A 24345-nucleotide genomic window follows, 5' to 3' on the forward strand; every position below is an offset into this window, starting at 1 on the left:
CACGACGCACCACCGCGTCACGTCACGTCACGTCACGTCACGTCACGCCATGCCCAGCCGCAATCGCGCCACCCCCGATCCGGCAATGCCGGGCCGCCGGAATCCCGGGCGTCCCGCACGGGGCGATCCCGCCGCTGTTCAGAACGGCCACGGGCACTTAATATTGCGTCCGTAACGGAATGGAACGCAGATGGACCGCGACCGCCCGATGAAAGCAGCGAACCGACATCCCGGGCGAAAACCCGCGGGCAGTGCCGATCGCTCGCACGGGCGTCAGCTCGTCGATGACATCGACGGGCTGGACGCGCGACCCGTCCTCCGCCCCGATCTCAAGATCGGTGTCGTGCTCTGGCCCGAGTTTCCCCTGATGTCGCTGGCCGGTCTCGTCGAGGCGCTGCGTCATGCCGCGGACTTCGGCGACAACAGCCAGAGGCGCCGTTGCGACTGGACGATCATGGCCCGTGATCCGAGCCTATCGGTCCGTTCCAGCGCCGGCGTCACGGTTCGGCCCGACCGTTCCTATCAGGACCCGGCCGATTTCGATTATGTGGCGGTGATCGGCGGCCTGCTGCGGAGCCTGTCCTCGGCACCCGAGGGCGCGCGCGCCTATCTGCGGCGCGCGGCAGAAGCCGGCGTGCCGGTCATCGGCATCTGCACGGGCAGTTTCATCCTGGCGGAGGAAGGGCTGCTCGATGGGCGGCGGGCCTGCCTGCACGCTTATCATCTGGAGGAATTCCGCGAGTCTTTTCCCCATGTCCGCGCGGAAGCGAATCTCGACTATATCGACGACGGCGACGTCCTGACCTGCGCCGGAGGGATTTCGATCATCAGCCTGGCCAGCGAACTGATCCGTCGCCATTGCGGGCCCGATCGCGCGACCAAGACGATCCACCAGATGTCGGTCGCCAACCGGGCGGATGCCACGCCGCTGACGGTGACGCAGGCGCTCGGCTACACACGGGTCGCCGACCCGCGCCTGCGCCGGGCGGTCCTGCTGATCGAGCAATCGCTGGTCCGGCCCATTTCTCCGCAATGGCTGGCGGATCAGGTCCATGTAAGCCGCCGCCAGCTCTCCCGGCTGTTCGCCGAGGAATTCGGCCAATCGCCTGGCGCGTTCATTCGGACGACGCGCCTGCGCTACGGACGCTGGCTCCTTCAGAACTCCAGCGAAAGCGTCACGGAGATCGCCCTTCGGCTGGGATTTTCGGACTGCGCGCATTTCATCCGAACGTTCCGTCAGGAATTCGATACGACACCGGGCGCCGTACGCGAGGCCAGGGCCAGATCAGACAAGGTTATGGCCTGAACGTTCAATAGCCGGGTCCCGCCGCATGAAATGCTGAAGCCATCGGCCAATTCCGGCCACCGTTTCAGAGTCCAGAGAACGCCATGACCCCTCATCGTCCGGCCTTGCACGGGAACAGCGCCCCGACCGCCTCGGGACCTCGGTCCATTGCCAAGCCTTACCTGGTCTTTCTGGGCGACGCGGCCGGCGCGGCCGAGGCCAAGACGGGCATCGGCGTCCATGAATGGGCGGGTGCGGATTGCCTGGCGGAATGGCGCACCGGCACCATCGTTACCCTCGGACTGCCCGCGATGCGTCCCGGCGAAGCCCGCGCCGCCGGTGCGCGCAGCCTTCTGATCGGCGTGTCTCCTGTCGGCGGCGCCCTGCCCGATGGCTGGATTCCCCATCTGCTCGACGCTCTCGAGGCCGGGCTCGATATCGTCAGCGGCCTGCACCAGCGCCTGTCCGACCATCCGGTGATCGGCGCGGCGGCGCGTCGCCTGGGGCGCGTCTTGCACGACGTGCGCCATGCGGACCGGGCGTTCACCGTGGCCACGGGCCGCAAGCGCGCGGGGAAGCGCGTTCTGACGGTCGGCACCGACTGCGCGCTGGGCAAGAAATATACGGCGCTCGCCGTCACCCGCGCCCTGCGTGGACGCGGCATCGACGCCGATTTTCGCGCGACGGGCCAGACGGGGATCATGATCGCCGGCGAGGGCGTCGCCATCGACGCGGTGGTGGCGGATTTCATCGCCGGCGCGGCGGAATCCCTCAGCCCCGCTGCGCCCCCCGGGCATTGGGACGTGATCGAAGGCCAGGGCGCGCTCTTTCATCCCGCCTATGCGGGCGTGACGCTCGGCCTGCTCCATGGCAGCCAGCCGGACGCGCTGATCCTCTGCCATGACCCGCGCCGCAGGACGACGAACTGGTATCCGGACTATCCCGTACCCAGCGTCGAAGAGGCGATGGCGGCCTACCTGCCTCTCGCCCGCCGCACCAATCCCCGGGCCCGCTTCGTCGGGATCAGCCTGAATACGGGCGGAATGGCCGAAGCCGACGCCGTGCAGGCCGCGCAGGCCCTGGCGCCGCTCGGCCTGCCGGTCTGCGATCCGCTGCGCTTCGGGCTGGAGGCGGTGGTCGACCGGTTGCTGGCATGAGGGACATCACCGTCGAGACGGTCGATTGGCGCCTGGCGGAACCCTTCACCGTCTCGCGCGGCACGCAGACGGTCCAGCCGACCCTGCGCGTCACCCTGCGCGACGCAGCCGGATATATGGGACGCGGCGAAGCCTGCCCCGTCTATTACCGTGGCGAGACCGTGGCGGCGATGGCGGCCGGGGTACGGCAGGCGTGCCCGGCCCTGGCGGCGGGGCTGGATCGCATGGGACTGCTGGGCGCGATGCCGGCCGGCGCCGCGCGCCAGGCCGTCGACGCGGCGCTCTGGGATCTCGAGGCCAAACGCGGCGGTACCACGGCGTTCGCCCTCGCCGGCGTCGCCGCCCGGCCCGTTCTTTCCGCGCGGACGATCGGGATTCGTCCTCTGGCCGCCTATCGCGAAGCCGCGGCACGGCTGGCGTCCTGGCCGCTGCTGAAGGTGAAAGTCGGCGCCGAAAACCCCTTGGCGGCCCTGAAGGCCGTGCGGGCGGGCGCGCCGGCCGCCCGGCTGATCGTCGATCCCAATCAGAGCTGGTCCGTCGCTCAGCTACGGGACCTGGCCCCCCGGCTGGCGGATCTGGGGACGGTGCTGATCGAACAGCCCATCGCGGTCGGCGACGAAGCCGGGCTGGATGGCTGGGTGTCCCCGGTGCCGCTCTGCGCGGACGAATTGATCGACCAGGCCGCCGACCTGCCGAAGGCACGCGCCCGCTTTCAGGCGATCAACATCAAGCTCGACAAATCCGGTGGCCTGACGGCGGGCCTGGCCCTCGCGCGGCAGGCCAGGGCGGAAGGGTTCGGCCTGATGGTCGGCTGCATGGGCGGATCGTCCCTGTCCATGGCGCCCGCCATGGTCCTTGCCCAGCTCTGCGATTTCGTCGATCTGGACGGGCCCCTGCTGCAGGCGGACGATATCCGGCCGGGCTTCGCCTATGCGAACGGTTGCGTGGCGCACCCCCTGATCCCCGAATTATGGGGATAAAACCCCACGATCCATCGCTGACGAAGCCCAAGCCGCCACGGCCCGGAGGACCTCGGACGCCCCGATGAGACACCCCCGATGAGACATCAATGAACGATATGCAGCGCACCCCTATCGCCCCGCGGCCGGCGCCCAGCCCCTTCGGGCAAGAGGCGCCTGCGGCATCGGCGCCGCTCTCGGCCTGGTACGCGCTCTTCGCGTTCTGCGTCGCCGCCATCCTGTCCTACACGGACAGACAGATCCTCAGCCTGCTGGTCGATCCGCTGCGCATGGCGATGCGGCTGTCCGACACGCAGGTCAGCCTGCTCCAGGGCGTCGCCTTCGCCCTGATCTACGCCGCGGCAGGGCTGCCGCTGGGGCGCATGGCGGATATCTTGCCGCGCCGGCACGTGCTGGTCGGCGGCGTGCTCCTGTGGAGCGTGGCCACGATCTGCTGCGGATTCGCGCACTCCTTCGCCGAACTGTTCGCCGCGCGGAGCGTCGTCGGCATCGGCGAGGCGGCGCTAGCTCCCGCCGCAACCGCCATGATCGCGGATTATTTCTCGGCCAGACAGCGCGGCACGGCGACCAGCCTCTTCCTGATGGGCCAGGTCGTGGGCGGCGGCCTCGCCATAGCCCTCGGCGGGGCGATCCTCTCGCTCGCCGGTTCCCGCGCCTTCGCCGCGCTGCCGCTGGTCGGCGGCCTGCCCGCATGGCGCGTCACGCTCATGATCCTGGGCTGCCCCGGCATCGTCGTGGCCTGCCTGCTGATGGCGATCAAGGAGCCGCCACGGCGCGCGCCGGCGGATGCGGCCAAGGCGGCAGCCGGAGAGGCCGCGCGCCTGCTGATGGCGCGGCGCCGCCGCCTCGTGCCGCTCTATGGCGCCATGGCGATGCTGTCGGTCGGCGATTTCTCCCTCCAGAACTGGTTCCCGACCCTGCTTGCGCGGCAGTTCGGCATGACGCCCGGGCAGATCGGGGCGGATCTCGGCACCGCCGCCATCGCCGGCGCCATGATCGGCACGGTTTCGGCCGGCCTGCTGAGCGACCGGCGCGCGGCGCGCGGCGGCGCCGTATCGCGCCTTCCGATCGCCATCGTCGCGGCAGGGCTGGCGGCCCCCGGCGCGGCAATCCTGTTCGCGCCGGCCGCCGGTTGGGCCATCGGCCTGTTCATGCTCTGGATCGTCATGTCCAACGCGGCCGGCGCGATCGGCATCACCGCCGTGCAGGAACTGGCGCCCGACGCGGCCCGGGGGGTCGCACTCGCCCTGATATCCGTCTTCAACATGAGCGTCGGCCTCAGCTTCGGCACCACCGCGACCGCCATGCTGGCCGACCATGTCTATCTCGGCCCCTCGGGATTGGCCGCGTCGATCACGACGGTCGCCCTTCCCGCCGCCCTGATGGGCATGGGCCTGTTCCGGCTGGCCGCACGCGCCTGCACCGTCGCCGACGGGCGGATAATGTCCGACGCGTCCCCGGCGAGCGCATCCCCGGCGAGGTGCTCATGAAAACTCTCTTCATCGGCGGCATGGACACGGAAACGAACAGTTTCTCGCCTCTTCCCACAGGCCGCGCCCAGTTCGCCCTTGCGTTCGGGGACGGCACGTCGCGTCCCTTGAACAGTTGCTCCGCGCAACTCGCGGTCTGGCGCCGGATGGCCGGGGCGCAAGGGCTCATGGTACATGAAGGCCTGTGCGCGGTCGCCGAACCGGGGGGCTTCATCCCGCGCGCGGTCTATGAGGACCTGCGCGACCGTCTGCTCGACGGCATCGCGCGGGCGCGCCCGGCGATGATCCTGCTCGCGCTGCACGGCGCGGCCCTGGCGCACGGCTATGACGACGTGGAGGGCGATCTTCTCGAACGCGCAAGGACACTGGCCGGCCCGGATACGTTTCTCGGCGCAACGCTCGATCCACACTGCCATCTCACCGATCGCATGGTCGGGGCCGCCGATGCCCTGGTACTCTACAAGGAATATCCCCATACCGACATCGACGACACCGCGGCGGACCTGTTCGCGATCGGCATCAGGACCCTGCGGGGCACGGCACGGCCGGTCATGGCGACCTGGGACTGCCGGATGATCGCGTCGTACCCGACGCAGAATCAACCGATGCGCGGGTTCGTGGACGCCATGCGCGCGGCCGAGCGCGACATGCCGGGCGTGTTGTCCGTTTCGCTCGCGCATGGCTTTGCCCATGCCGACGTCCCCGATGTCGGAGCGAAGATGCTGGTGATCGCGGATAAGAGCCGGACGGTCGCCCGCGCGACGGCGGAGCATTTCGGGCGCCGATTCTATGCGCTGCGCAACCAGGTCACGCCCCGCTTTCTCGATCTCGAGGCCGCGATGGAGCGGATTGCGGCCCATCCCGGTGGCAGGCCCCCCCTCGTACTCGCGGATACGGGCGACAATCCCGGCGGCGGGGCCGCGGGCGATGCGACGTTCATGGTGCACGCCGCCCTGGCGCGGGGCCTGGAAAATATCGCCTTCGCGATGTTCTGGGACCCGGTCGTGGTCGAGATCTGCATGGCGGCCGGCGTCGGGGCACGTCTCGACATGCGACTGGGCGGCAAGTGCGGTCCGCAATCGGGGCACCCCGTCGATCTCGTGGGCGCCCGCGTCAGGGCCATCGGCACCACGATGAGGCAACGCTTCGGTTCGGTCGAACTCCCGATGGGCAACGCCGTATGGCTCGAGGCGCATGGACTCAACCTGATCGTCAACGACCTGCGGACGCAGGTCTTCGATCCGGTCTGCATGACGGCGCTGGGGCTCGATCTTGGAAGGCAAAGAGCCGTCATGGTCAAATCCCTCAACCATTTCGCCGCTCTCTTCGCGCCCGTGGCCGGGGACATCATCCACGTCGCCACGCCTGGCACGACGTCGGTGCGGTACGGCGATATTCCCTATACCCGCCGGTCGCCCGATTACTGGCCCAGGCTTGCCGATCCCCTGGGCACGGGCGCGTCCTGAAGGACGGGCGCACGGCCCGTCCCTGGCCTCCGTCCTCAGAATTCTGCGGCAATCGTGCCGAAGGCTTCGCGCGGCGCGGCGATGAACAGATTGGCGTTGTCATCCCCGGACACCGAAGCGGCTCCATAGACGCCGCCGATATAATTCGCGTCGAACAGATTGGTGATCCCGAGAGTCGCACGTAAATGATGCGCGAAGCCGATGGTCCCGAAATCATAGCCCAGATTCAGGTTCGCCAGCCAATAGGCGGGGATATATTCGTCGTTCAGGTATGTCATCGGGCGGGCACCGACATAATTCACGTTGAAATTGAACATCGCACGGCGCCAGGTGTAGTTCAAATTCGCCTTGTACATGAACTTCGGATAATAAACCTGGTGCTTTCCCGCAAGGTCGTAATTCGTGCCGCCATAATTGATCGCGCGACTCAGATAGGTGGCGTCGTTCCAGCTAAAGCTGTTGGTGATTTCCAGTCCCTTGAACGGACGAATGGTGCCGAGCACATCCACACCGTTCATGGATTCGCGTCCCACGTTCATGAAGGCGCTGTTCGCGTTGTTCGAACTGCCTTCCGTGATGGCGGCAAGCCTGTTGTAGTAGTCTGTATGATAGAAATCGACGGCCCCAGAAAAGAGATTGGAATTATACCTGTACCCGACGACATAATTCCACGTCGTCTCGGGGCGCAGCGTCGACCTGCTCGCGTCGAACACATCCTGCGCCGTCGCGCCGGGCGCGTTCTTTCCCAGTCCGCCCCAGGCCTGGCCGCTGACCTGTTGGGACGAATAATCATAGGCCCGCATGTTTTCGGCGATATCCCAGTAGACTTCGTGATGCTGGAGGAAATGATAGTCGAATTCGAAATGCGGCAGGAAGGCGGCAGCGGCGGTCAGCGAACCGTTCGCCGCATGACGATAATAGGTATCCCAGCCCGCTTGGTCCAAGGCCTGCGTGAAGTCCCGCTTGGTTCCGCCATGCGTCGTCTGGATCAGCGACTTGAAACCGCCCAGCAGGGTCATGCCGGGGATGATGGTCCAGCGATCCTGCAGGAAAAACTGGAAACTGTTGGTATTGAAGCTGTCCTCGAACCATGTATGAGCCTGGCTGGCCTTGAAATCCGAGAGCGAATTATGCGCCGCGTTCGGATAGTCTTCATAAAGACGCTGGTCATAGGTATAGGCGTTGTTTTCGTACCAGAGCCCGGTGTCGATATGGTTGTTGCGCGGAGCCTCGATGGTGAATTTCTGCGTAAATCCGATCCTCCGCATGCCCGCATGGGACATCTGCAGGGCCATCGGCACGCCGGTCACGGTCCCGTTCGGAAGAAGCGTGACAGGACCATAGCTCGGCGAGGTCAGGAAATTATTCGTGCCGCCATAAACGCCGCTGTTGACGTTGCCGTAGGCGAGCGTATCCGAATGCAGCATGTCGGATAGATCGAAATGCCCGGCGATCGACGACAGATAGGTGCGCTGGATCTGCTCGCCGTCCCAGGCATAATCGCCGATCTCGTCGTTGGACAGAACACCCTGATAGCCGGGCGGGACGTCGGCCGTGTACTGGGCATAATACGCCCAGAGCTTGGCCTTTTCGTAGTCGGGCTTCAGGTAGGTGGTATCGCGTCCTTCCCGGCGCCACATGTTTTTCGTAACGGTCAGGTAATTGGCCTGGGTGAAATTTCCATAGCCGAAGAACGCCGTGACCTGTCCGCGCGGGCCGACGGGCTGCACGATTTTCGCGTCGGCCTGCAATTCGCTCTGATACCCCGCTCCTTTCCACAGATTGGACGTCGTCCGCGCGAATGACGCATAGAATTTCGTTCCGGAAGGATTGAGGATGCCGCTATCGACGCGGCCGTACGTCCGATAGGCGTCGAAGCTTCCGAATGTCTGGCTGACCTTGCCCCCCGCCTTATCCCTGGGATCGGAGCTGACATAGGTCATGGCCCCGCCGAGGGTCTGCGCCGAAAAAATATCCAGCGCACCAGCACCCTGCGACATCGTCATGCCGGACAGGTCGTCCTGGATGATGGCCTGGGTAATCGACACGCCGTTGGTATTGACGAATCCCTGGGTGCCCAGAGGGATGCCGTCCAGCGTCGCGCCCAGTTGCATCTGGTTATAGCCGCGCACATAAAATGTGTTGGCATAGGTATCGAGGCCGAAGGCGTCGTCGGAGGTGAAATTGGCCCCCGGCGTCGTCAAGGCGAGAATCTGCATCGGATTGGTACCGGCGACGAACCGGTCCATGACGGCGCGCGTCACCGCGACCGCCGCCCCGGCGCTGCGCACGCGCTCCCCGCTGACCTGAAGCGTCTCGCCCACCTTGGAGGTGGCGGCATTCCCGCCGCGCGCCACCGTCGCGCGCGGCGCGGAGGCCGTCCTGGCCATGTCGGCTTTTCGAACCATGGGGTGCTGCGTCTTTTCCGTCGTCTCCGCGGACGCGCCAAGGGGCGAGGACACGGCGAACAAGCACCCGGCGATGGCCGTACCGAAACAAAGAAACGATGTTCGAGAACGGTGGCGAATGAAAACAGGGTGATCGTTCATTTTGTCCTCTCTGCCGGTGAACACGACATTTCGGCAATGTCGTGATGGTGTCGATAATAGAATATTCCGAATATGAAATATTAAGCCTGAACGATACCAGAGCTGTTAACGTGCGATACGAATGAAACTCCGCAAACATCGTTCCCGGGAACGGTCCGCCGGCGGCGATCCGATACGCGAAAACAGATGCCGAACATGCCGCCGCGCGGCACTCTCGCCCCTCAGCCCACGTTCCGGTCAGGCTCCGAGCGATTGCGAAAGGATTTCACGGCGCGGGAAATGGCGATTGAATTTTTCGGCCATAAGATGGACCGTTCGGGACAAGGCCGAAAGCGAGGTCATTCCTGCCGCCATCCCGGCTGGACTTTGGCGGCCTGCTGTCAGGTGGTGAGACGTCGTTGGGATGAAGTATCATGGGCTATTGCTGCCTATGCCCTCCAGATGGCCCGCCCGAGATGCTCGCAGATCCGCAGAGCTTCGCTCCTGGCGAATGCCCCCGGTGATGCAGGGTTCCATGGTTTTGTATTCTTCCGAGGGGGTATGACAGCCTGCGCGCCTCGATCGGCAACGGCCTTATGAGATCGTCTCGTATCGTAAGTGAAATGGATTCGTCGTGAAGATCATGGGTGGCCAAATTAAAATGCGCCAAATCGTTCGTTTCATATGAACGATCCGATCGATATAATCTTCTGGATCGCATGATCGCTGCGGATCATTCTGCGCGCAACAGCGTCGCAGGAGCATGTGCAATATGACCGAAACAGACATACGCGACATCGTCATCATCGGTGGGGGGGCGAGCGGCGCGCTGACGGCGTGGAACCTGGCCGTACGTCATGGCGTAACCTGCACCGTGATCGATCCTTCCGAACGGCCGGGGTTCGGGTTGGCCTATTCAACGCCGTCACTCCAGAATCTGCTGAATGTGGCGGCGAAGGGCATGAGCGCCGATCCAGACGATCCAGACCATTTCCTGAGGTGGTTGCATGACAACGCGCCCGGTTCCGTTGCGCCGGGGGAGTTCGTGCCGCGTGCGATCTATGGCCTTTACCTGCGCAATCTCTATTCCATCGCAGCGCCGGAACACGAACGACAGGCGGCCGTGGCTTGTCGCAGGCTGGACCGCGGGTTCGAGATCACGCTCGCCGACGGGCGGAAGATCCACGCGGGCAGGGTGGTGCTTGGCTGCGGGCATTTCGATCCGGCGCGCCTGCCTGGAATCCCGCCGGAACTCGACGTGACGGGGCGTTATCACCACAACGCCTGGGCCGAGCGGGTTTTTGCCGGGATCGCCGTTTATGACGAGGTGGCGGTTATCGGGACAGGTCTGACCACGGTCGACGTGCTGTTGCGCCTGCGGGAAAACGGTCATCGTGGCCGAGTGACGGCGCTGTCGCGACGCGGGTTGTTCCCTGAACGTCATGCTGACTACACGCCTCTGCCTGCGCCGGTCTTTACGCCCGGCGGTGTAGAGCCCACCGCGCGCGCCTATCTGCGCGCGTTCCATGGGGCGCTGAAACGCGGCGCGGACTGGCGGGCGGCTGTGGACAGCATGCGCTCCGTCACCAATGCGCTCTGGCTTATGTTGCCGGACGCGGAAAAAATCCGCTTTCAGCGGCATCTGCTGCGGCGCTGGGAAGTCGTGCGGCACCGTATGGCGGCGCATATCGCCGACATCCTGGATCGGGAGCGTCGCGCCGGGTCGTTGCGCGTTCTGGACGGCCGGGTCACCGCGATCGCGCCCGATAACGATGGCCTGACGATTACGGCTGTGGCGGGTGAAGAAGCGTTCAGCCTTCGTGCGGCACATGTCATCAATTGCACCGGTCCGAGCCTGAAATACAAACGTGTCGATGCGCCGCTTCTGCACGATCTGTTCGAACAGGGCGAGATCATGCCGGGTTTCGGGGGCGCAGGCCTGTCCTGCACGCCGGACGGCGCGTTGATCGACCATGCGGGCAAGATTGCTGACGATCTGTTCGTCGTGGGGCCAGCACGGCAGGGCGTCCTGCTGGAGTCGATCGCGATTCCAGAAATTCGCTGCCAGGCGAAAGAGGTTGCGGAGATGCTTGTGAATGGAAACGCGCCATGATCTCGCGCTATACCGGTCACGCAGCCAATGAACGCACGTTTCTGGCGTGGATGCGCACCGCGCTCGCGATCCTTGCTTTTGGCGGTGTGCTGACGAAATTCGATCTGTTCCTCAGGCTGGTGGCGGCCTGTCGCCGGTTTCGCGTTACGCGCGACGCCATCTCGGCTGAGGCCGAACTACGGAGCGCGGGCCCGGCGATGGAGCGCGCCCTGACGATAGTGCTGACGGCGCTGGGCTGTGCCGTATTGGCCGCACTGGTGCGGGCGATCGTGTCATAACGCTCGAACAACATCTGAAAGAAATTATGGTGAGAGTGGACAATTTTCGAGGCTGATGTGTGGATATTTTTCTTGTAATATCGAGATATTTTCTATTTTCAAAAGTAGATCTTAAACTCGTCGATATTATTTTTCAAAAAGTATTTACAAAATTCTATCGCCCATTGACCCAAGCCCCCCAACTGACGGCGAAGGAGTTTCGGTCGTGTCGAGGCCCTATCCGCCGGCCGGGATGCCGCGCCGCCAATAGCCGGCGGCGCGGATCTGGTGCCGGGGGATGGCTTCTTCGGTGCGCAGGTAGGCTTCCAGCCGGCGGGCCACGTCGCGTTCCGCGCCGATCCAGGCATGGATATCGGTCGAGGGCAGGGTAAGGTGGCGCAGCGCCTGGTCCAGCCGGGTCGAAAGGCCCGCCGGGGTGCCGTCGCGATGCAGCCAGGTGATGGCGGCATCGGACGCCGTGGGCAGGCGGCGTTCCTCCCGCGCGTCGGCGATTTCGATCAGCGCCTGGACGGGCACGCCGGGCGGCATGTCCTCCAGATATCGGGCAATGGACGGCAGGGCGGTTTCATCGCCGATCAGCAGATAGGCCGCATAATCATCGGGAACCCGGCCCACGCCGCCCACCCCGCCCGGGCGTCGTCCGCCCACGCACAGCCATTGTCCCGGCCGGGCCCGGGCGGCCCAGCGCGATGCCGGGCCGTCGCCATGCAGGACGAAATCGATCGTCAGTTCCCGGGTCGCGGGGTCGAAGCGGCGCGGCGTGTAGTCCCGGCCGATCGGCGCCTGTCCGCCGGGCATGACCGGATGGCCGTCCTGGCCGATCGCGGGCGGCTCATGCCAGCCCCGTCCATCCGGATGCGGGAAGAACAACGTGACATGATCGCCCGCGGCGGCGGTCGCGAACCCCTCCAGCGCATCGCCGGCCAGGGTGATGCGGCGCATGCGCGGGGTAAGGGCGTCGGTGCGCGCCACCCGGACGGGGCGCAGCGGCGCGCGGTCGGAGCATTTCATTCCAGCCTCGATTCAGACAGGGTCCCGTCCGGGATCAGTCGGACTTGCCGAGAATATCGGCGGTGGCGCAGTCGAGGATCCGGGCGATGCGGCGGGCTTCGGCCGGGGAGCAGTCGCGCTTGCGGATCAGCGCGTGCTTGAGCGCATAGCGCGCCTGATGCAGTTCGTCCGCGGCCTGGGGGTCGGCGGCGTCGACGCCGGCGAAGGCTTCACGGACCTCCGCCATGCGGCCGCCGATGCGCGCCAGCGCGTCCAGGATGGTTTCCGCCCGGCCACGGTGCGTGTCCAGATGGGCCCTGCCCGCATCCGTCAGGCTGTACAGCTTGCGGTTGCCGTCCTGCGTGACGCCGGCATGACCGATTTCCTCAAGGAAGGTCAGGGCCGGATAGACCATGCCGGGACTGGGCGCATAGAATCCGCCCGAGCGCTCCTCGATCCGGCGGATCAGTTCATAGCCATGAGCGGACTGCTCGGCGAGCAGGGCCAGCAGCACGAGCTGGAGATCCTCCGCGCTCAGCTTGCGCCCGGCCGGGAAATCGCCGCCGCCGAATCCCTGGCCGAACCCGCCGGGAAAGCCGCGGCCGAACCCGCGACGACCATGGCGGCGGCCGATGGCATGAAGGATGTCGTGAAAGCGATGATGGGGGGGATGATGTCTGATCATGCCCTACGATAGACATATCGTAAGATATAACACAAGACCTATTTCGGGGGCCTGCCGCGATATCCGGCCGAGTGGCGGCAGCGCCGAGCACCCACCCACCCGTGATCCGCGTGGCAGGCAATCGCCGTGTCCTTTCCGCTACAGCATCAAAAGAATCCCGCTGTGGCAAAGAAGTAACTGTCTTCGAATCATCACAAGACCTGTCCGGCGCCCCTTCCTATCAGAACGCCAAGGGCCGGACGCAACGACGTCGCGGGCATGCCAGCGGGAGCGGAACGACATGAGAAAGAGCGCGGCGTTTTTCCTGACGACCTGCCTCGGCGCCATCATGGTCCATCAGGCCGGCGCCGCAACCACACCTGCTCGGCCCGCCAAGCCGCACAAAAGCCGCCACGCGCCGCAAACCCGCAGGACGACCACGACCCCCGCCGCAGCGGTCCCGGCAAGCGGGCCGGAGGCGATCGTCGTCCTGGGCGCCGGCGCATCCCGCGAGACGCAGAGCGTGTCGCACCTGGCGATCCAGCAATATGTGCCGGGCACCAGCCCCTTCAAGGCATTGTCGAAGCTGCCGGGCGTGATGTTCACCACGTCGGACCCGCTGGGGTCCTATGAATGGTCGCAGCAGATCATCATTCGCGGGTTCGACCAGAGCCGCCTGGGCTTTACCATGGACGGGATCCCGCTGGGCAACCTGGCCTATGGCAACGATAACGGCCTGTCGATCGGCCGCGCGCTGCAGACCGAGAATAACGGCCGCGCGACCCTGACCCAGGGCGCGGGCTCGGTGGGGGTCGCCGCCGCCAACGATCTGGGCGGCGCGCTGGAATTCACCTCGATCGACCCCACCGACCGGTTCGGGGCCGATATCGCGGGAACGGTCGGATCGGCCGCGACCTGGCGGACCTTCATGCGCGTCAATAGCGGCATCCTGCCCTGGGGCGGCAAGTTCTACGCCTCCTATGACTATCAGGACGCGAACAAATGGAAGGGCGACGGCGTGCAGCAACAGCAGCAGGCCAACGCGAAATATGTCCAGCCGCTGGGCGACCGCCTGAAGCTGACCCTGTTCGGCGACTGGTCGCTGCGCCACGAGAACGATTATCAGGACCTCTCGCTGGCGACGATCCGGAAATACGGCTATAATGTCGACAATATCACCGGCAATTACGCGCTGGCCAGGCAGATCGCCTATGCCTACCAGAACAACACCCCCTTTCCGGCCGGCATCCCCAACCAGGATTTCGTCTATTACAACGCGGCCGGGTTGCGCCAGGACGCGCTGGGCTACGGGCGGCTGGATGTCCGGATCACCGACCGCCTGTCGGGGTTCGTAACGGGATATGGCCATACCAATGCCGGCGAGGGCGTGTGGGTGACGCCCTACGAGCCGACGCCCGCCGGCCTGGGGGGATCGCCGCTTTCGACCCGCACCACGGAATACGACATCCATCGCGAGGGCTTTATCGGCAGCCTCAGCTATCGGGCCGGGACGCACACGATCGAAGGCGGATTCTGGTTCGAGAACAACGATTTCGAACAGGCCCGCCGCTATTATCCGCTGTCGCTGAACGGCACGCCCGGCAGCATTTACTGGTATGGCGGCAACGCCTTCGTCACCCAGTGGCAGAGCAATTTCAATACCCGGACCTATCAGGTGCATCTGCAGGATACCTGGCAGGCGACGCGGGCGCTGAAACTGAATTACGGGTTCAAGTCATTGATCGTCGACAACAGCGCCGTCGCCCTGAACGGCAATGTTCTGGGCACCCCGGTGCCCAGCGCCTATCCGTCAGGATCGATCGAAGCCGCGAACGGGTTCCTGCCGCAGGTCGGCGCCAATTACCGCCTGAACCGCCACAACGAACTCTTCGCCGATTTCGCGCGCAACATGGCGGCGTTCGACAATTCGCAGACCGGCGCCACCAGCCCCTTCGCCACCACGGTCGCGGGATACGACGCGATCAGAAACAAGATCCACCCCGAGATGTCCTATACCGAGGAACTCGGCTATCGCTATCACGATGCCCGGATCCAGGCGTCGATCACCGGATATTATGTCGAGTTCGAGAACCGCCTGCTGTCGATCACCCAGGGGGCGGGCATCCAGGGCAATCCGTCGGTGCTGACCAATGTCGGCGGGGTGACGGCGCGCGGCATCGACATGGCGTTCGATTACAGGTTCGCGCCCGACTGGTCGATCTATGCGTCCTATGGCTTCAACGATTCGGAATATGACGACAACGTCACCAGCGGCGGCACCACCTATTACATCAAGGGCAAGGACGTCGTGGCCATGCCGCGCAACCTGGCCAATGTGCAACTGGGCTATGACGACGGGGCCATCTGGGGCAACGTCAACATGCAGTTCCAGGATCGCCGCACCTATACCTACGAAAACGACGCCTGGGTGCCGGCCAACGATATCTTCAACCTCAATCTGGGCTATCGCTTCCACAGCCGCAACGTCGTGCTGCGCGGCCTGGATGCCCAGGTCAATGTCAGCAACCTGTTCGACAAGCGTTATGTCGCGACGGTCGGCAGCAACGGGTTCGTGTTCTCGGACCCGACGCACAATTTCGCGACCCTGCAGGCCGGGTCGCCGCGCATGGTATTCTTTACCCTGCGCAAGCATTTCTGACCGGATGACGGGTCGGCGCGGGCGGGAGAGTGGTCTTTCGTTCTTTTTTGGAAAAAAGAACCAAAAAACTTTTTAATTTTTTGGGTTTTTTGCTGGGCGCACAGTCGTGGTCTCGTGCGGCGTGTTCAGGAGGGCATGACGAGCCATGACCTTGGTGCAGGATCTTTCCATCATCGGCGCGGTCTCGGCGCTGTGGCTGGTGGCCATGGTCGTTCCGGGGCTGGATTTCCTGCTGGTGACGCGGCTGGCGATGATGCGGGGGCGTGCGGCGGCGCTGCGCGCGGCCTTCGGGATCGCGCTGGGTGTCGCCCTCTGGGGACTGGCGGGGTTCTTCGGCATCCACGCGCTGTTCGTGGCGTCGCCCTGGCTGTACAGGGCTCTGAAGATCGGCGGCGGACTGTATCTGTTCGTCGTCGGCGTGCGGCTGTTCAGGGCAAGCTGGCAACCCCAATCCCCCGCCCCCGCGCCGGCCGATCTGGACCGGCGCGATGTCCGGGCATTTCGCATGGGGCTGCTGACCAACCTGGCCAATCCCAAGGCGCCCGTCTTCGTTTCAAGCCTGTTTGCCGCCGCGCTGCCACAGCATGTTCCGGTCGGACTCGGCCTGACCTGCGTGGCGGCCATGTGGGCCATCGCGGCGGGATGGTTTTCGGTCGTGGCGCTGATGCTCAGCCTGCGCCGTTTCGCAGGGCCGTTTTCCCGGGCGCGCCACTGGATCGACCGGGCGGCGGGAATGACCTTCATGGGGATCGGCGCCCGCCTGGCGACAGAACGCGCGGGCTGATCGTCCGGGGGCGCACGCCTTGGTCTCCTTTCCGGGGCTTCGCCCCGGACCCCACCAAAGGCGGTGCCTTTGGAAACCATTCATTCATCAATAGAGTCCCGGTTCGGTCGCCAATACGGTTAACGGTGATACGTACGAACCCTTATGGCCACGCCAGAGGTTGCGTTTCGCCGCCGGTTATTTTCTCTATTGGCGATCGTCATGATATCGAATCCATCTTCGCCATGGGTCCCGTCGCGGTGCCCTGATCCCGGTACCCGACGGCAGACAGGGTGCCAGCCCATGACCCGCAGCCCGCGCCCGGCGCGCCGCGCGCCTCCTGCCGCGACATGACCGATCGCGGCCCCGCTGCCGACGCACCCGATACGCCGACCCATCCGCGTATCCAGGAACCGGCGATCCTGCTGATGATCCTCGTCCTGTCGGTCGGCGGGGCGGTCGTGGGGCTCCAGCTTCTGGTCACGCTCGGCGTCACGCCCAATACCGGCCTGATCGGCGCGCTGGTGGCCATGACGCTGGGGCGGCTGCGCCTGCCGGGGTTCCGCCGCTATCGGTCTGTGCATGTCCAGAACCTGGCCCAGAGCGCGGTCTCCGCCGCATGCTTCGGCGCCGCGAACGCCATGCTGCTGCCGATCGGCATTCCGTTTCTCCTGGGCATGCCCAGCCTTGTATTCCCGCTGTTCGCCGGGGTCACGCTTGCGATCTTTCTCGATGCCTTCCTGCTCTATCGCCTGTTCGGCACGCGCGTCTTTCCCGCCGATGGCGCCTGGCCCGCCGGCGTCGCGGCGGCCGAGGCGATCCAGGCCGGCGACCGCGGCGGCGCAAAGGCGGCGGTGATGGCGGGCGGACTCGCCCTCGGCGTGGCGGGCGGCCTGTGCGGCGTTCCCATGGCCGCGTTCGGCACGGCCCTGATCGGCAATGCCTGGGCCTTGTCGATGTTCGGCATCGGATTGCTGGTGCGCGGCCAGGGAATTGCCGATCGTCTCGGCGCCAGCGCCGCGGCCCTGCGTCCCGCCGCCCATCTCGACCCCGCGCTGGTGCCCCATGGCGTCATGGTCGGCGCGGGCCTGGTCGCATTGATCCAGGTCGGATCGACATTGATGCGGCACGGACCAGACGTGAAACGCGGGCGGGACGGCCGCATCGTCGGCGCCCTGGCTTTGGGGGGCGGGGGCTTCCTCGGCATCGCCGGCCTGGTGGCCCTCCTCAGCGGCGTCGCCTACGGCCTCACGCCGCGCATGCTGGTCGCCTTCGTCGCTTATGCCGCCTTCGCGGCATTCCTGCATGAATTGATCGTCGGGCTGGCGGCCATGCATTCGGGGTGGTTTCCCGCCTTCGCGATCGCGCTGATCACCCTCCTGATCGGCAGCCTGTGCGGGTTCCCCATGCCGGCGCTGGCCCTGCTCGCGGGCCTGACCAGCGCCACCGGTCCGGCATTCGCGGATATGGGCTATGATCTCAAGGCCGGATTCCTGCTGCGCGGCGGCGGCGCCAATCCCGCCTTCGAACAGGATGGCCGCCGTCAGCAGCTTTACACGGCCTTCGCCGCTTTCGTGATCGCAACATGCGTCGTCGCCTTCAGTTGGCGCGGCTATTTTACGCACGACCTGTTTCCGCCGCCCGATCGCGTCTATGCCGCGGCCATTCGCGGCAGCGCGCATGGATCGGTCGCCTGGACCCTGGCGTTCTGGGCGATCCCCGGGGCCATCCTGCAGATGCTTGGCGGCCAACGCCGCCAGATGGGCGTCCTGCTGGCCACCGGCCTGCTGATCGTCAATCTCAAGGCCGGATGGGCCGTCCTGGCCGGTCTGGCGGCCCGCGCCGTCTGGCTGGCCTGCCGCGGAGAATCCGGCCGCTCGCCGATGGAAATCTTCGCCGGAGGCGTCATTGCCGGCGATGCGCTGTTCTCGTTCTTCTCGTCCATGAAGGCGAATATCCGGATCCACAGGCACTGAACCGGCCTCGCCCCCTGGCCAGGAGTACGTAGTCCCCCTTATGGCGCGGCGCGTGCGGCAAAGGCGATGATATTGCAAGTTGCAATATCGATACGAACATGAGGTCGCATGCCAACGAAAATCGCCTTCGTGACCATCGGCCAGACCCCGCGCGACGACCTCGTCCCCGCCATCCTGGACCTCGTGCACGCGGATGTCGTCGCCACAGGGTTCGGCGTTCTCGATGCTCTGGACGATGCCGGGATCGCCGCGATGGCACCGGCCGACACCGCGCCGATGCTGGTGTCGCGCCTTCGTTGCGGTCGCGAGGTGCATCTGGACAAGACGCTTGCGACCCGAAGCCTCATCGCACTCATCCATCGCATCGACCGGCAGGAATTCGACCTGATCGTTCCCCTGTGCACCGGAAACTTCCCGGAATTGCACGCGCTCGCCCTCCGTACGCCGCTCATCGAACCCCAGCGCCTGATGGATCGTCTGGCCACGGGCCTGCTGTCCGGACTCAGGACGATCGCGCTGGTCGTGCCCAACGCCGCACAGGCCGCCATGCATGCGCCCTATGACGGGGTCGAGACGACCAGAAGCTGGGTTTCCCCCTACGTCCCGGCAAGCCAGGACCCCGAACGATACCGGCGCCTGGATGCCGCCCTGACCGGGGCCGACCTGATCGTCATGCATTGCGTGGGGTTCGACGAGCCGATGCGCGCGGCCCTGCATCGCCGGTACGGATGTCCGGTCCTGATCCCCCGCCGCGTCATCGCCGCGGCGATCGACCTGATCGCGCAATAGCCCGCGCCTCCCGCCCGCCTTTTCCTTATCCCCCGGAATGCTGGTCCGGCACGGCACAGGATGCTTCGCATGTTTCACCTCCCGTCACGCTCCGGCCCCGTCCCCGTCCCCGTCCTCGTCCGCTTGGGCCATCTCGGGCTGCTTCTCTTCATCGGCAGCACCTGTATCCCGGTGCTTGTATCGCACGCCGGCAGGGCGGCCCCGGCACATCGTCCGGCGCGCAAAACGAAATCGCCACCCGCTTCCGTGCCGTCCGCGCGGACAACAACTGCGCGGACGATGGCCGCCCCGGCATCGCACCCGACCCGGCCCGCCCCCAAGGCGGAAGAACTCGCCGTCCAGGGCGAGCGGCGCCCCCTCAATTTCGAAAAGGAACAGCACAGGCCGGCCGCCGCGGTCTATCTCTCGCCGGACGAGCTGATCACCCGCAACGTGCATACGGTCAGCGACCTCGGGAAAGTCGCCCCGGGCCTGCAGATCCAGAGTTCGACCGGCGGCTCCAACACCAATTTCCGCCTGCGCGGCGTGGGATTGATGGATTTCACCGGCAACAACACGCCGATGGTCATGACCTATGTCGACGGCGTGGCGTTCCCCTCCACCGTCATGACCGGCGCGCAATTCTTCGATCTCGACGGCATTTCCGTCCCCCCCGGGCCGCAGGGCTGGGACTATGGCCAGACCTCGGTCGGCGGCAATGTCTCGATCCGCACCGCCGATCCGACCAGTAGCTTTCACGCCGGCTTCGACGAGGAAATCGCCAGCTACTGGCACGACCGTACCGCGCACTATGTGTCCGGTCCGCTCGCACGCGGCCTGACATTCCGCCTCGCCGGCATGACGCAGCAGGGCGGCGGCTATACGTTCAGCCGCTATAACGGCAGTACCCTCGGCAACGCCGACATGGGGGCCCTGCGCGCGAAACTGTTCTGGGATCCGGACGAAAAGACGCATGTCGGCCTCACGGGCCGCTGGAGCCAGGATAATTCGCAGAATGTCGGCGATTACATCGTCGGTCTGGAATCCCCCGCCTATGCCTCGCTGTTCGCGGTCGGGCGGGACGTCAACCGCACGGGCTGGGGCGCGTCCCAGACCTGGGCAAATTTCATCGGCCTGCCCGGCAAGGACGTCAAACCCTTCCGCGACAATACCGCCTGGGGGGTGGATCTCAACATGTCGCGCGTGATCGGGCCGGTCAGGATCTCCAGCCTCAGTGCCTACAATGCCTTGTACCGTCATGAATATATGGATTGGGATTCGACCAGTCTCGGGCTCCAGGAAACCTACCAGAACGACAATACCAGCACCTTCACGCAGCAGGTCGGCATCGCGGCCAGCCGCCCCGCGCGGCTCGACTGGGGGGCCGGACTCTACTATAATCGCAACATCACCAACGAGAACTTCAATTACGACTATATCGACATGCCCGGACGCGGCTATATCGGACAGACGCGCTATATCCAGACCATGAACACGCTGAACGCCTATGCCCACGCGTCCTACCGGGTGACCGGCCGCTTCGGCATCGATTTCGGCATCACGCATGAATCCGACAGCCGCCGGCTGGAGGACCTGACATCCGGCAACTGGTATTTCAACCCGCCGCGCAATACCATGACGCGGTTCCCCACCAGCGGCCTGCTCAGCACCCAGTTCGCGGGCGGCGTCACGCTCCACTACCAGCTCCAGCAGAACTGGCTGGGCTATGTCAGCGTCAAGCGCGGCTTTCAGCCGGGCGGCTTCACCGCCAATTCGACGGTATCGGCAACGCAGCTCAAGCCCTACAAGGCGCCGACCCTGTGGGCGTTCGAACTCGGCTCCAAGTTCGAAACCGGCGACCACCGCTACCGCCTGAATGCCGATTTCTTCTACTACCTTTTCAAGGACCAGGTTTTTCAGGGATTCTATGTCGATCCGTCCAAGGGCTACCTGGTCCTGTACCAGAACGCGCCGGATTCCCACATGTGGGGGATCGAAACGCAGTTCGAGGCCCATCCCATCCCGCATCTGACCCTGTCGCAGCGCTTCGCCTATATGCGGGCCTATTTCGACGTCATGCAGACCGTCAACCAGACGGCGACCACGGCGCAATTCGCCCGCACCAATATCTGGAGCCCGATCTACCAGAGCGCGAACGGCCAGGACCAGGGCACGCCCAAGGTCACGCTCAACGGCATGGCCGATTATGCGATTCCCCTCTCGAAACGCTACGATCTCGATATCGAGGCCGATTACAGCTACAGCGATCCGTACAAGCCGACCGGCGCCTACGCCCCCGACCAGACGCAGATTCCGGCCTATTTCATCGCCAATGCCGGCATCACCTTCCGTCCGCGATCGCGCCGGTGGTATGTCAGCGCCTATTCCTCGAATATCGCCAACCGGCATTACGATATCACGCGCGCGACCGGCATCGTCGAATATTTCGCAGTGCCGGCTCCACCGCGCTTCTGCGGCGCGCGCTTCGGCATGTCCTGGTAGACGACACGCGACGGGACGATCGCCCCGCCACCCCCATAAACCTGAAGAGAATGCCGGAGAAACGACGATGCACGCCATAGGCAAGGACGATCTCGAGCCGCTGGCCGTCGGGGCGTGGATCCTGGGCACGGGCGGCGGCGGTTCGCCCTATCTCTCCTGGCTCAACATGCGCAGGCTGTATGCCGAAGGCGCCAGCGTCAGCCTGATGTCGCCCGACGAACTGGCCGATGACGACCTGGTGGCCGTGGTCTCGAACATGGGCGCGCCCCTGGTCGGCCAGGAACGACTGTCCAGCCCCGACTTCGCGCTCAAGCCCGTTCGGATGATGGAGGCATATCTCGGCAGGCGTTTCCGCGCGGTCATGGCGCTGGAAATCGGCGGCGGCAATGCCTTCCAGCCCTTGATGGTGGCCGCGATGTCCGGCCTGCCCGTGGTGGATGCGGACTCCATGGGCCGCGCCTACCCCGAAGCCCAGATGACCAGCTTCGCCATCGCCGGATTGCAGATGTTTCCCTGCGCTGTCTCCGACATCCGCGACAATGATGCGCTCGTCACCCGCGCCGCAAGCTGGCCCTGGGTCGAACGGATCACCCGCAGCATCTGCGTGCAGATGGGCTCGATCGCGGCCACGTGCAAGGCGCCGCGTACCGGGCGCGAGGTCAAGCAATTCGGCATTCACCACACCACGACCCGCGCCATCACCCTCGGCCGCGCGGTGCGCGATGCCCGTGCCCGGCACGACGACCCCGTTGCCGCGGCGCTCGACACGGCGGGTGGCAAGATGCTGTTCCGCGGCCGGATCACGGACGTCGAGCGCGAAACCTCCGGCGGTTTCCTCAAGGGCCGCGTCAGGCTGGCCGGCCTGGACGCCGATCGCGGATCGCGCCTCGACGTCGCCTTTCGCAACGAATATTCCGCGGCATGGCGGGACGGCGCGGTGCTGGCCAGCACTCCGGACCTCATCTGCCTGCTCGACAGCGTCTCGGGCGACGCCATCGGCACCGAAAGCCTGCGCTACGGACAGCGTATTTCCGTCCTCGCCCTTCCCTGCGCGCCGATCATGCGCACACCCCGGGGGATCGAAAATGTGGGGCCGCGCGCCTTCGGTCACGATTTCGACCATGTCAGCCTGTTCGGCGACGAAAGCGCGAAAGGAACAGTCCAATGAGCCGTATCGGCATCGATGTCGGTGGCACCAACACCGATGCGGTCCTGATCGGGTCGGGGGGCGTGCGCGCCGCCGTCAAGACCGGCACAACGCCCGACATCGCCGGCGGCATCCAAACCGCGCTGGCCCGGCTGCTCGAACAGCCCGGCGCCACGACGGACGATGCGATCGACGCGGTCATGATCGGGACCACCCATTTCGTCAATGCCGTGGTCCAGCGGCGCGAACTCTGCCCGGTGGGCGCCCTGCGCATCGGCCTGCCGGCCAGCGCCTCTCTTCCGCCCTTTTCCGATTGGCCCGATGATCTCGTCCCGCTGGTGCGCGGCCAGGTGCACATGGTCGAGGGCGGCCATGAATATGACGGCAGGCGTATCGTCGCACTGGACCGCGACGCCATCCGCCGCGCCGCCCGCGACATGGCGTCGGCCGGGCTGCGCCACATCGCCGTCAGCGCCGTTTTCTCCCCCCTGGTGGCGGATGACGAGCTGGAGGCGGAACGGATTCTGGCCGAGGAAATCCCCGATGTTTCGGTCACGCTGTCCCACCGGCTTGGCCGGATCGGCCTGCTCGAGCGGGAAAATGTCGCCCTGCTGAACGCCACGCTGCAACCGCTCGCGCGCCGGACGATCGATGCGTTCATCGCGGCGCTGCGCGCCAGCGGCATCGCCGCCCCCCTGTTCCTGACCCGCAATGACGGCACGGTCGCGCACGCCGCCGGCGTGTACGCCGTTCCGGTCTACTGCTTTGCCTCCGGCCCGACCAACTCGATGCGCGGCGCCGCCTTCCTGTCCGGCATGGCCGATGCGATGGTGGTCGATGTCGGCGGAACCACGTCCGATTTCGGTACCCTGCGGGCGGGCTTCCCGCGTGAGGCGAATGCGGCCGTCGAGATCGGCGGCGTCCGCACCCTCTTCCGCATGCCCGAACTCCTGTCGATCGGCCTGGGCGGCGGTTCGATCGTCAGCGATGACGGCACCGCGATCGGCCCGCAAAGCCTGGGCTTCCGCCTGCTGCAAGAGGGCCGCATCTTCGGCGGCACGACCCTCAGCGCCACGGACGTCGCGGTCGCGGCGGGCCGGGTGTCCCTGGGTGACGCGACCCGCGTCGCGGACCTCTCTCCCGGCCTGCTTCATCGCGCACAGGCCCGCATGGCCGCCATGCTGGCCGAAGCGATCGACCGTACGAAGAGCGAGGCCGGCGACGTCACCCTGGTGGCCGTCGGCGGCGGCGCCTTTCTCGTGCCCGACCGGATCGAGGGCGTGCATCAGATCGTGCGCGTGCCCCACCATGCCGTGGCCAACGCGGTCGGCGCGGCCATCGCCCAGATCTCCGGCGAGGTCGACCGCATCTTCACCGGCGTCACGCGCGACACCGCGATCGACACCGCCCTGACCATGGCCCGGGACCAGGCCGTGGCCGACGGCGCCGCCCCCGCGACGCTCGAGACGGTGGAAATCGAGGACATTCCCCTGACATACATTCCCGGCGACGCCCGCCGGGTCAGGGTCCGGGTCGTCGGCGACATCTCCCACCCCCCGGCGGCGACCTGACCCACCTG

At 65.7% G+C, this 24345-nt stretch carries 17 protein-coding genes and 1 pseudogene; 14 read left to right on the forward strand and 4 right to left on the reverse strand.

The features are described from left to right. Nucleotides 1-190: 190 nt before the first annotated feature. The 5 genes from QN315_RS11715 (at nucleotide 191) to QN315_RS11735 (ending at nucleotide 6378) form a co-directional block, all read left to right on the forward strand. Entirely contained in the window at nucleotides 191-1306 is a 1116-nt protein-coding gene (locus QN315_RS11715; RefSeq protein ID WP_323989436.1) for a helix-turn-helix domain-containing protein, read from the forward strand. A gap of 83 nt (nucleotides 1307-1389) precedes the next feature. Beyond that, nucleotides 1390-2442 (forward strand): DUF1611 domain-containing protein, encoded by a 1053-nt coding sequence (locus QN315_RS11720; RefSeq protein ID WP_323989437.1) that lies wholly within the window; start codon nucleotides 1390-1392, stop codon nucleotides 2440-2442. After that, on the forward strand, nucleotides 2439-3422 hold the full coding sequence (locus QN315_RS11725) for a dipeptide epimerase (RefSeq protein ID WP_323989438.1): 984 nt from the start codon (nucleotides 2439-2441) through the stop codon (nucleotides 3420-3422). The genes QN315_RS11720 and QN315_RS11725 overlap by 4 nt, the downstream gene beginning before the upstream one ends. Nucleotides 3423-3511: 89 nt before the next feature. Then, nucleotides 3512-4912, forward strand: coding sequence for an MFS transporter (locus QN315_RS11730; RefSeq protein WP_323989439.1), 1401 nt, complete (start codon nucleotides 3512-3514; stop codon nucleotides 4910-4912). Further along, complete coding sequence (locus QN315_RS11735; RefSeq protein WP_323989440.1) at nucleotides 4909-6378, forward strand: M81 family metallopeptidase; 1470 nt, start codon at nucleotides 4909-4911, stop codon at nucleotides 6376-6378. Before QN315_RS11730 ends, QN315_RS11735 begins: the two co-directional genes overlap by 4 nt. Nucleotides 6379-6413: 35 nt before the next feature. On the opposite strand, the gene QN315_RS11740 is transcribed toward QN315_RS11735, so the two are convergent. Next, the gene (locus QN315_RS11740; protein WP_408904510.1) at nucleotides 6414-8786 is read right to left on the reverse strand and encodes a TonB-dependent receptor domain-containing protein; all 2373 of its coding nucleotides are present in this window, start codon (nucleotides 8784-8786) and stop codon (nucleotides 6414-6416) included. Between the two features lie 575 nt (nucleotides 8787-9361). After that, nucleotides 9362-9523: pseudogene (locus QN315_RS11745) on the reverse strand (IS5/IS1182 family transposase); the annotation flags it as partial. Nucleotides 9524-9678: 155 nt separating this feature from the next. Here QN315_RS11745 and QN315_RS11750 point away from each other — a divergent pair. Together QN315_RS11750 and QN315_RS11755 are read left to right on the forward strand one after the other, a co-directional pair. Beyond that, on the forward strand, nucleotides 9679-11019 hold the full coding sequence (locus QN315_RS11750; RefSeq protein WP_323989441.1) for an FAD-dependent oxidoreductase: 1341 nt from the start codon (nucleotides 9679-9681) through the stop codon (nucleotides 11017-11019). Further along, nucleotides 11016-11297: a DUF202 domain-containing protein gene (locus QN315_RS11755; RefSeq protein ID WP_323989442.1), complete on the forward strand. Its 282-nt coding sequence runs from the start codon at nucleotides 11016-11018 to the stop codon at nucleotides 11295-11297. Before QN315_RS11750 ends, QN315_RS11755 begins: the two co-directional genes overlap by 4 nt. A gap of 216 nt (nucleotides 11298-11513) precedes the next feature. Here the strand turns inward: QN315_RS11755 and QN315_RS11760 are convergent, their stop codons facing one another. Together QN315_RS11760 and QN315_RS11765 are read right to left on the reverse strand one after the other, a co-directional pair. After that, entirely contained in the window at nucleotides 11514-12308 is a 795-nt protein-coding gene (locus QN315_RS11760; RefSeq protein WP_323989443.1) for a siderophore-interacting protein, read from the reverse strand. A 34-nt stretch (nucleotides 12309-12342) separates the two neighbouring features. Beyond that, nucleotides 12343-12972 (reverse strand): PadR family transcriptional regulator, encoded by a 630-nt coding sequence (locus QN315_RS11765; RefSeq protein ID WP_323989444.1) that lies wholly within the window; start codon nucleotides 12970-12972, stop codon nucleotides 12343-12345. A gap of 280 nt (nucleotides 12973-13252) precedes the next feature. Here QN315_RS11765 and QN315_RS11770 point away from each other — a divergent pair, with 280 nt between their 5' ends. The 7 genes from QN315_RS11770 to QN315_RS11800 all read left to right on the forward strand — a co-directional run bounded on the left by QN315_RS11770 (nucleotide 13253) and on the right by QN315_RS11800 (nucleotide 24337). Further along, nucleotides 13253-15610, forward strand: coding sequence for a TonB-dependent receptor domain-containing protein (locus tag QN315_RS11770; RefSeq protein WP_323989445.1), 2358 nt, complete (start codon nucleotides 13253-13255; stop codon nucleotides 15608-15610). A gap of 145 nt (nucleotides 15611-15755) precedes the next feature. Beyond that, a complete protein-coding gene (locus tag QN315_RS11775; RefSeq protein WP_323989446.1) occupies nucleotides 15756-16394 on the forward strand; it encodes a LysE family transporter in 639 nt (212 codons plus the stop codon). Between the two features lie 272 nt (nucleotides 16395-16666). Then, nucleotides 16667-18349, forward strand: coding sequence for an OPT family oligopeptide transporter (locus QN315_RS11780; protein ID WP_323989447.1), 1683 nt, complete (start codon nucleotides 16667-16669; stop codon nucleotides 18347-18349). Between the two features lie 108 nt (nucleotides 18350-18457). Continuing rightward, nucleotides 18458-19138 (forward strand): AroM family protein, encoded by a 681-nt coding sequence (locus QN315_RS11785; protein ID WP_323989448.1) that lies wholly within the window; start codon nucleotides 18458-18460, stop codon nucleotides 19136-19138. Between the two features lie 279 nt (nucleotides 19139-19417). After that, nucleotides 19418-21619 carry a TonB-dependent receptor domain-containing protein gene (locus QN315_RS11790; RefSeq protein WP_323989449.1) on the forward strand — a complete coding sequence of 734 codons (2202 nt, stop codon included), beginning with the start codon at nucleotides 19418-19420 and terminating at the stop codon, nucleotides 21617-21619. 67 nt (nucleotides 21620-21686) lie between these two features. Further along, complete coding sequence (locus QN315_RS11795; RefSeq protein ID WP_323989450.1) at nucleotides 21687-22787, forward strand: DUF917 domain-containing protein; 1101 nt, start codon at nucleotides 21687-21689, stop codon at nucleotides 22785-22787. After that, nucleotides 22784-24337 (forward strand): hydantoinase/oxoprolinase family protein, encoded by a 1554-nt coding sequence (locus tag QN315_RS11800; protein WP_323989451.1) that lies wholly within the window; start codon nucleotides 22784-22786, stop codon nucleotides 24335-24337. Before QN315_RS11795 ends, QN315_RS11800 begins: the two co-directional genes overlap by 4 nt. Nucleotides 24338-24345: the final 8 nt, after the last annotated feature.

Origin of the sequence: Nguyenibacter sp. L1 (genome assembly GCF_035199985.1) — a bacterium.
GTDB classification, from domain to species: Bacteria; Pseudomonadota; Alphaproteobacteria; order Acetobacterales; family Acetobacteraceae; genus Gluconacetobacter; species Gluconacetobacter vanlangensis.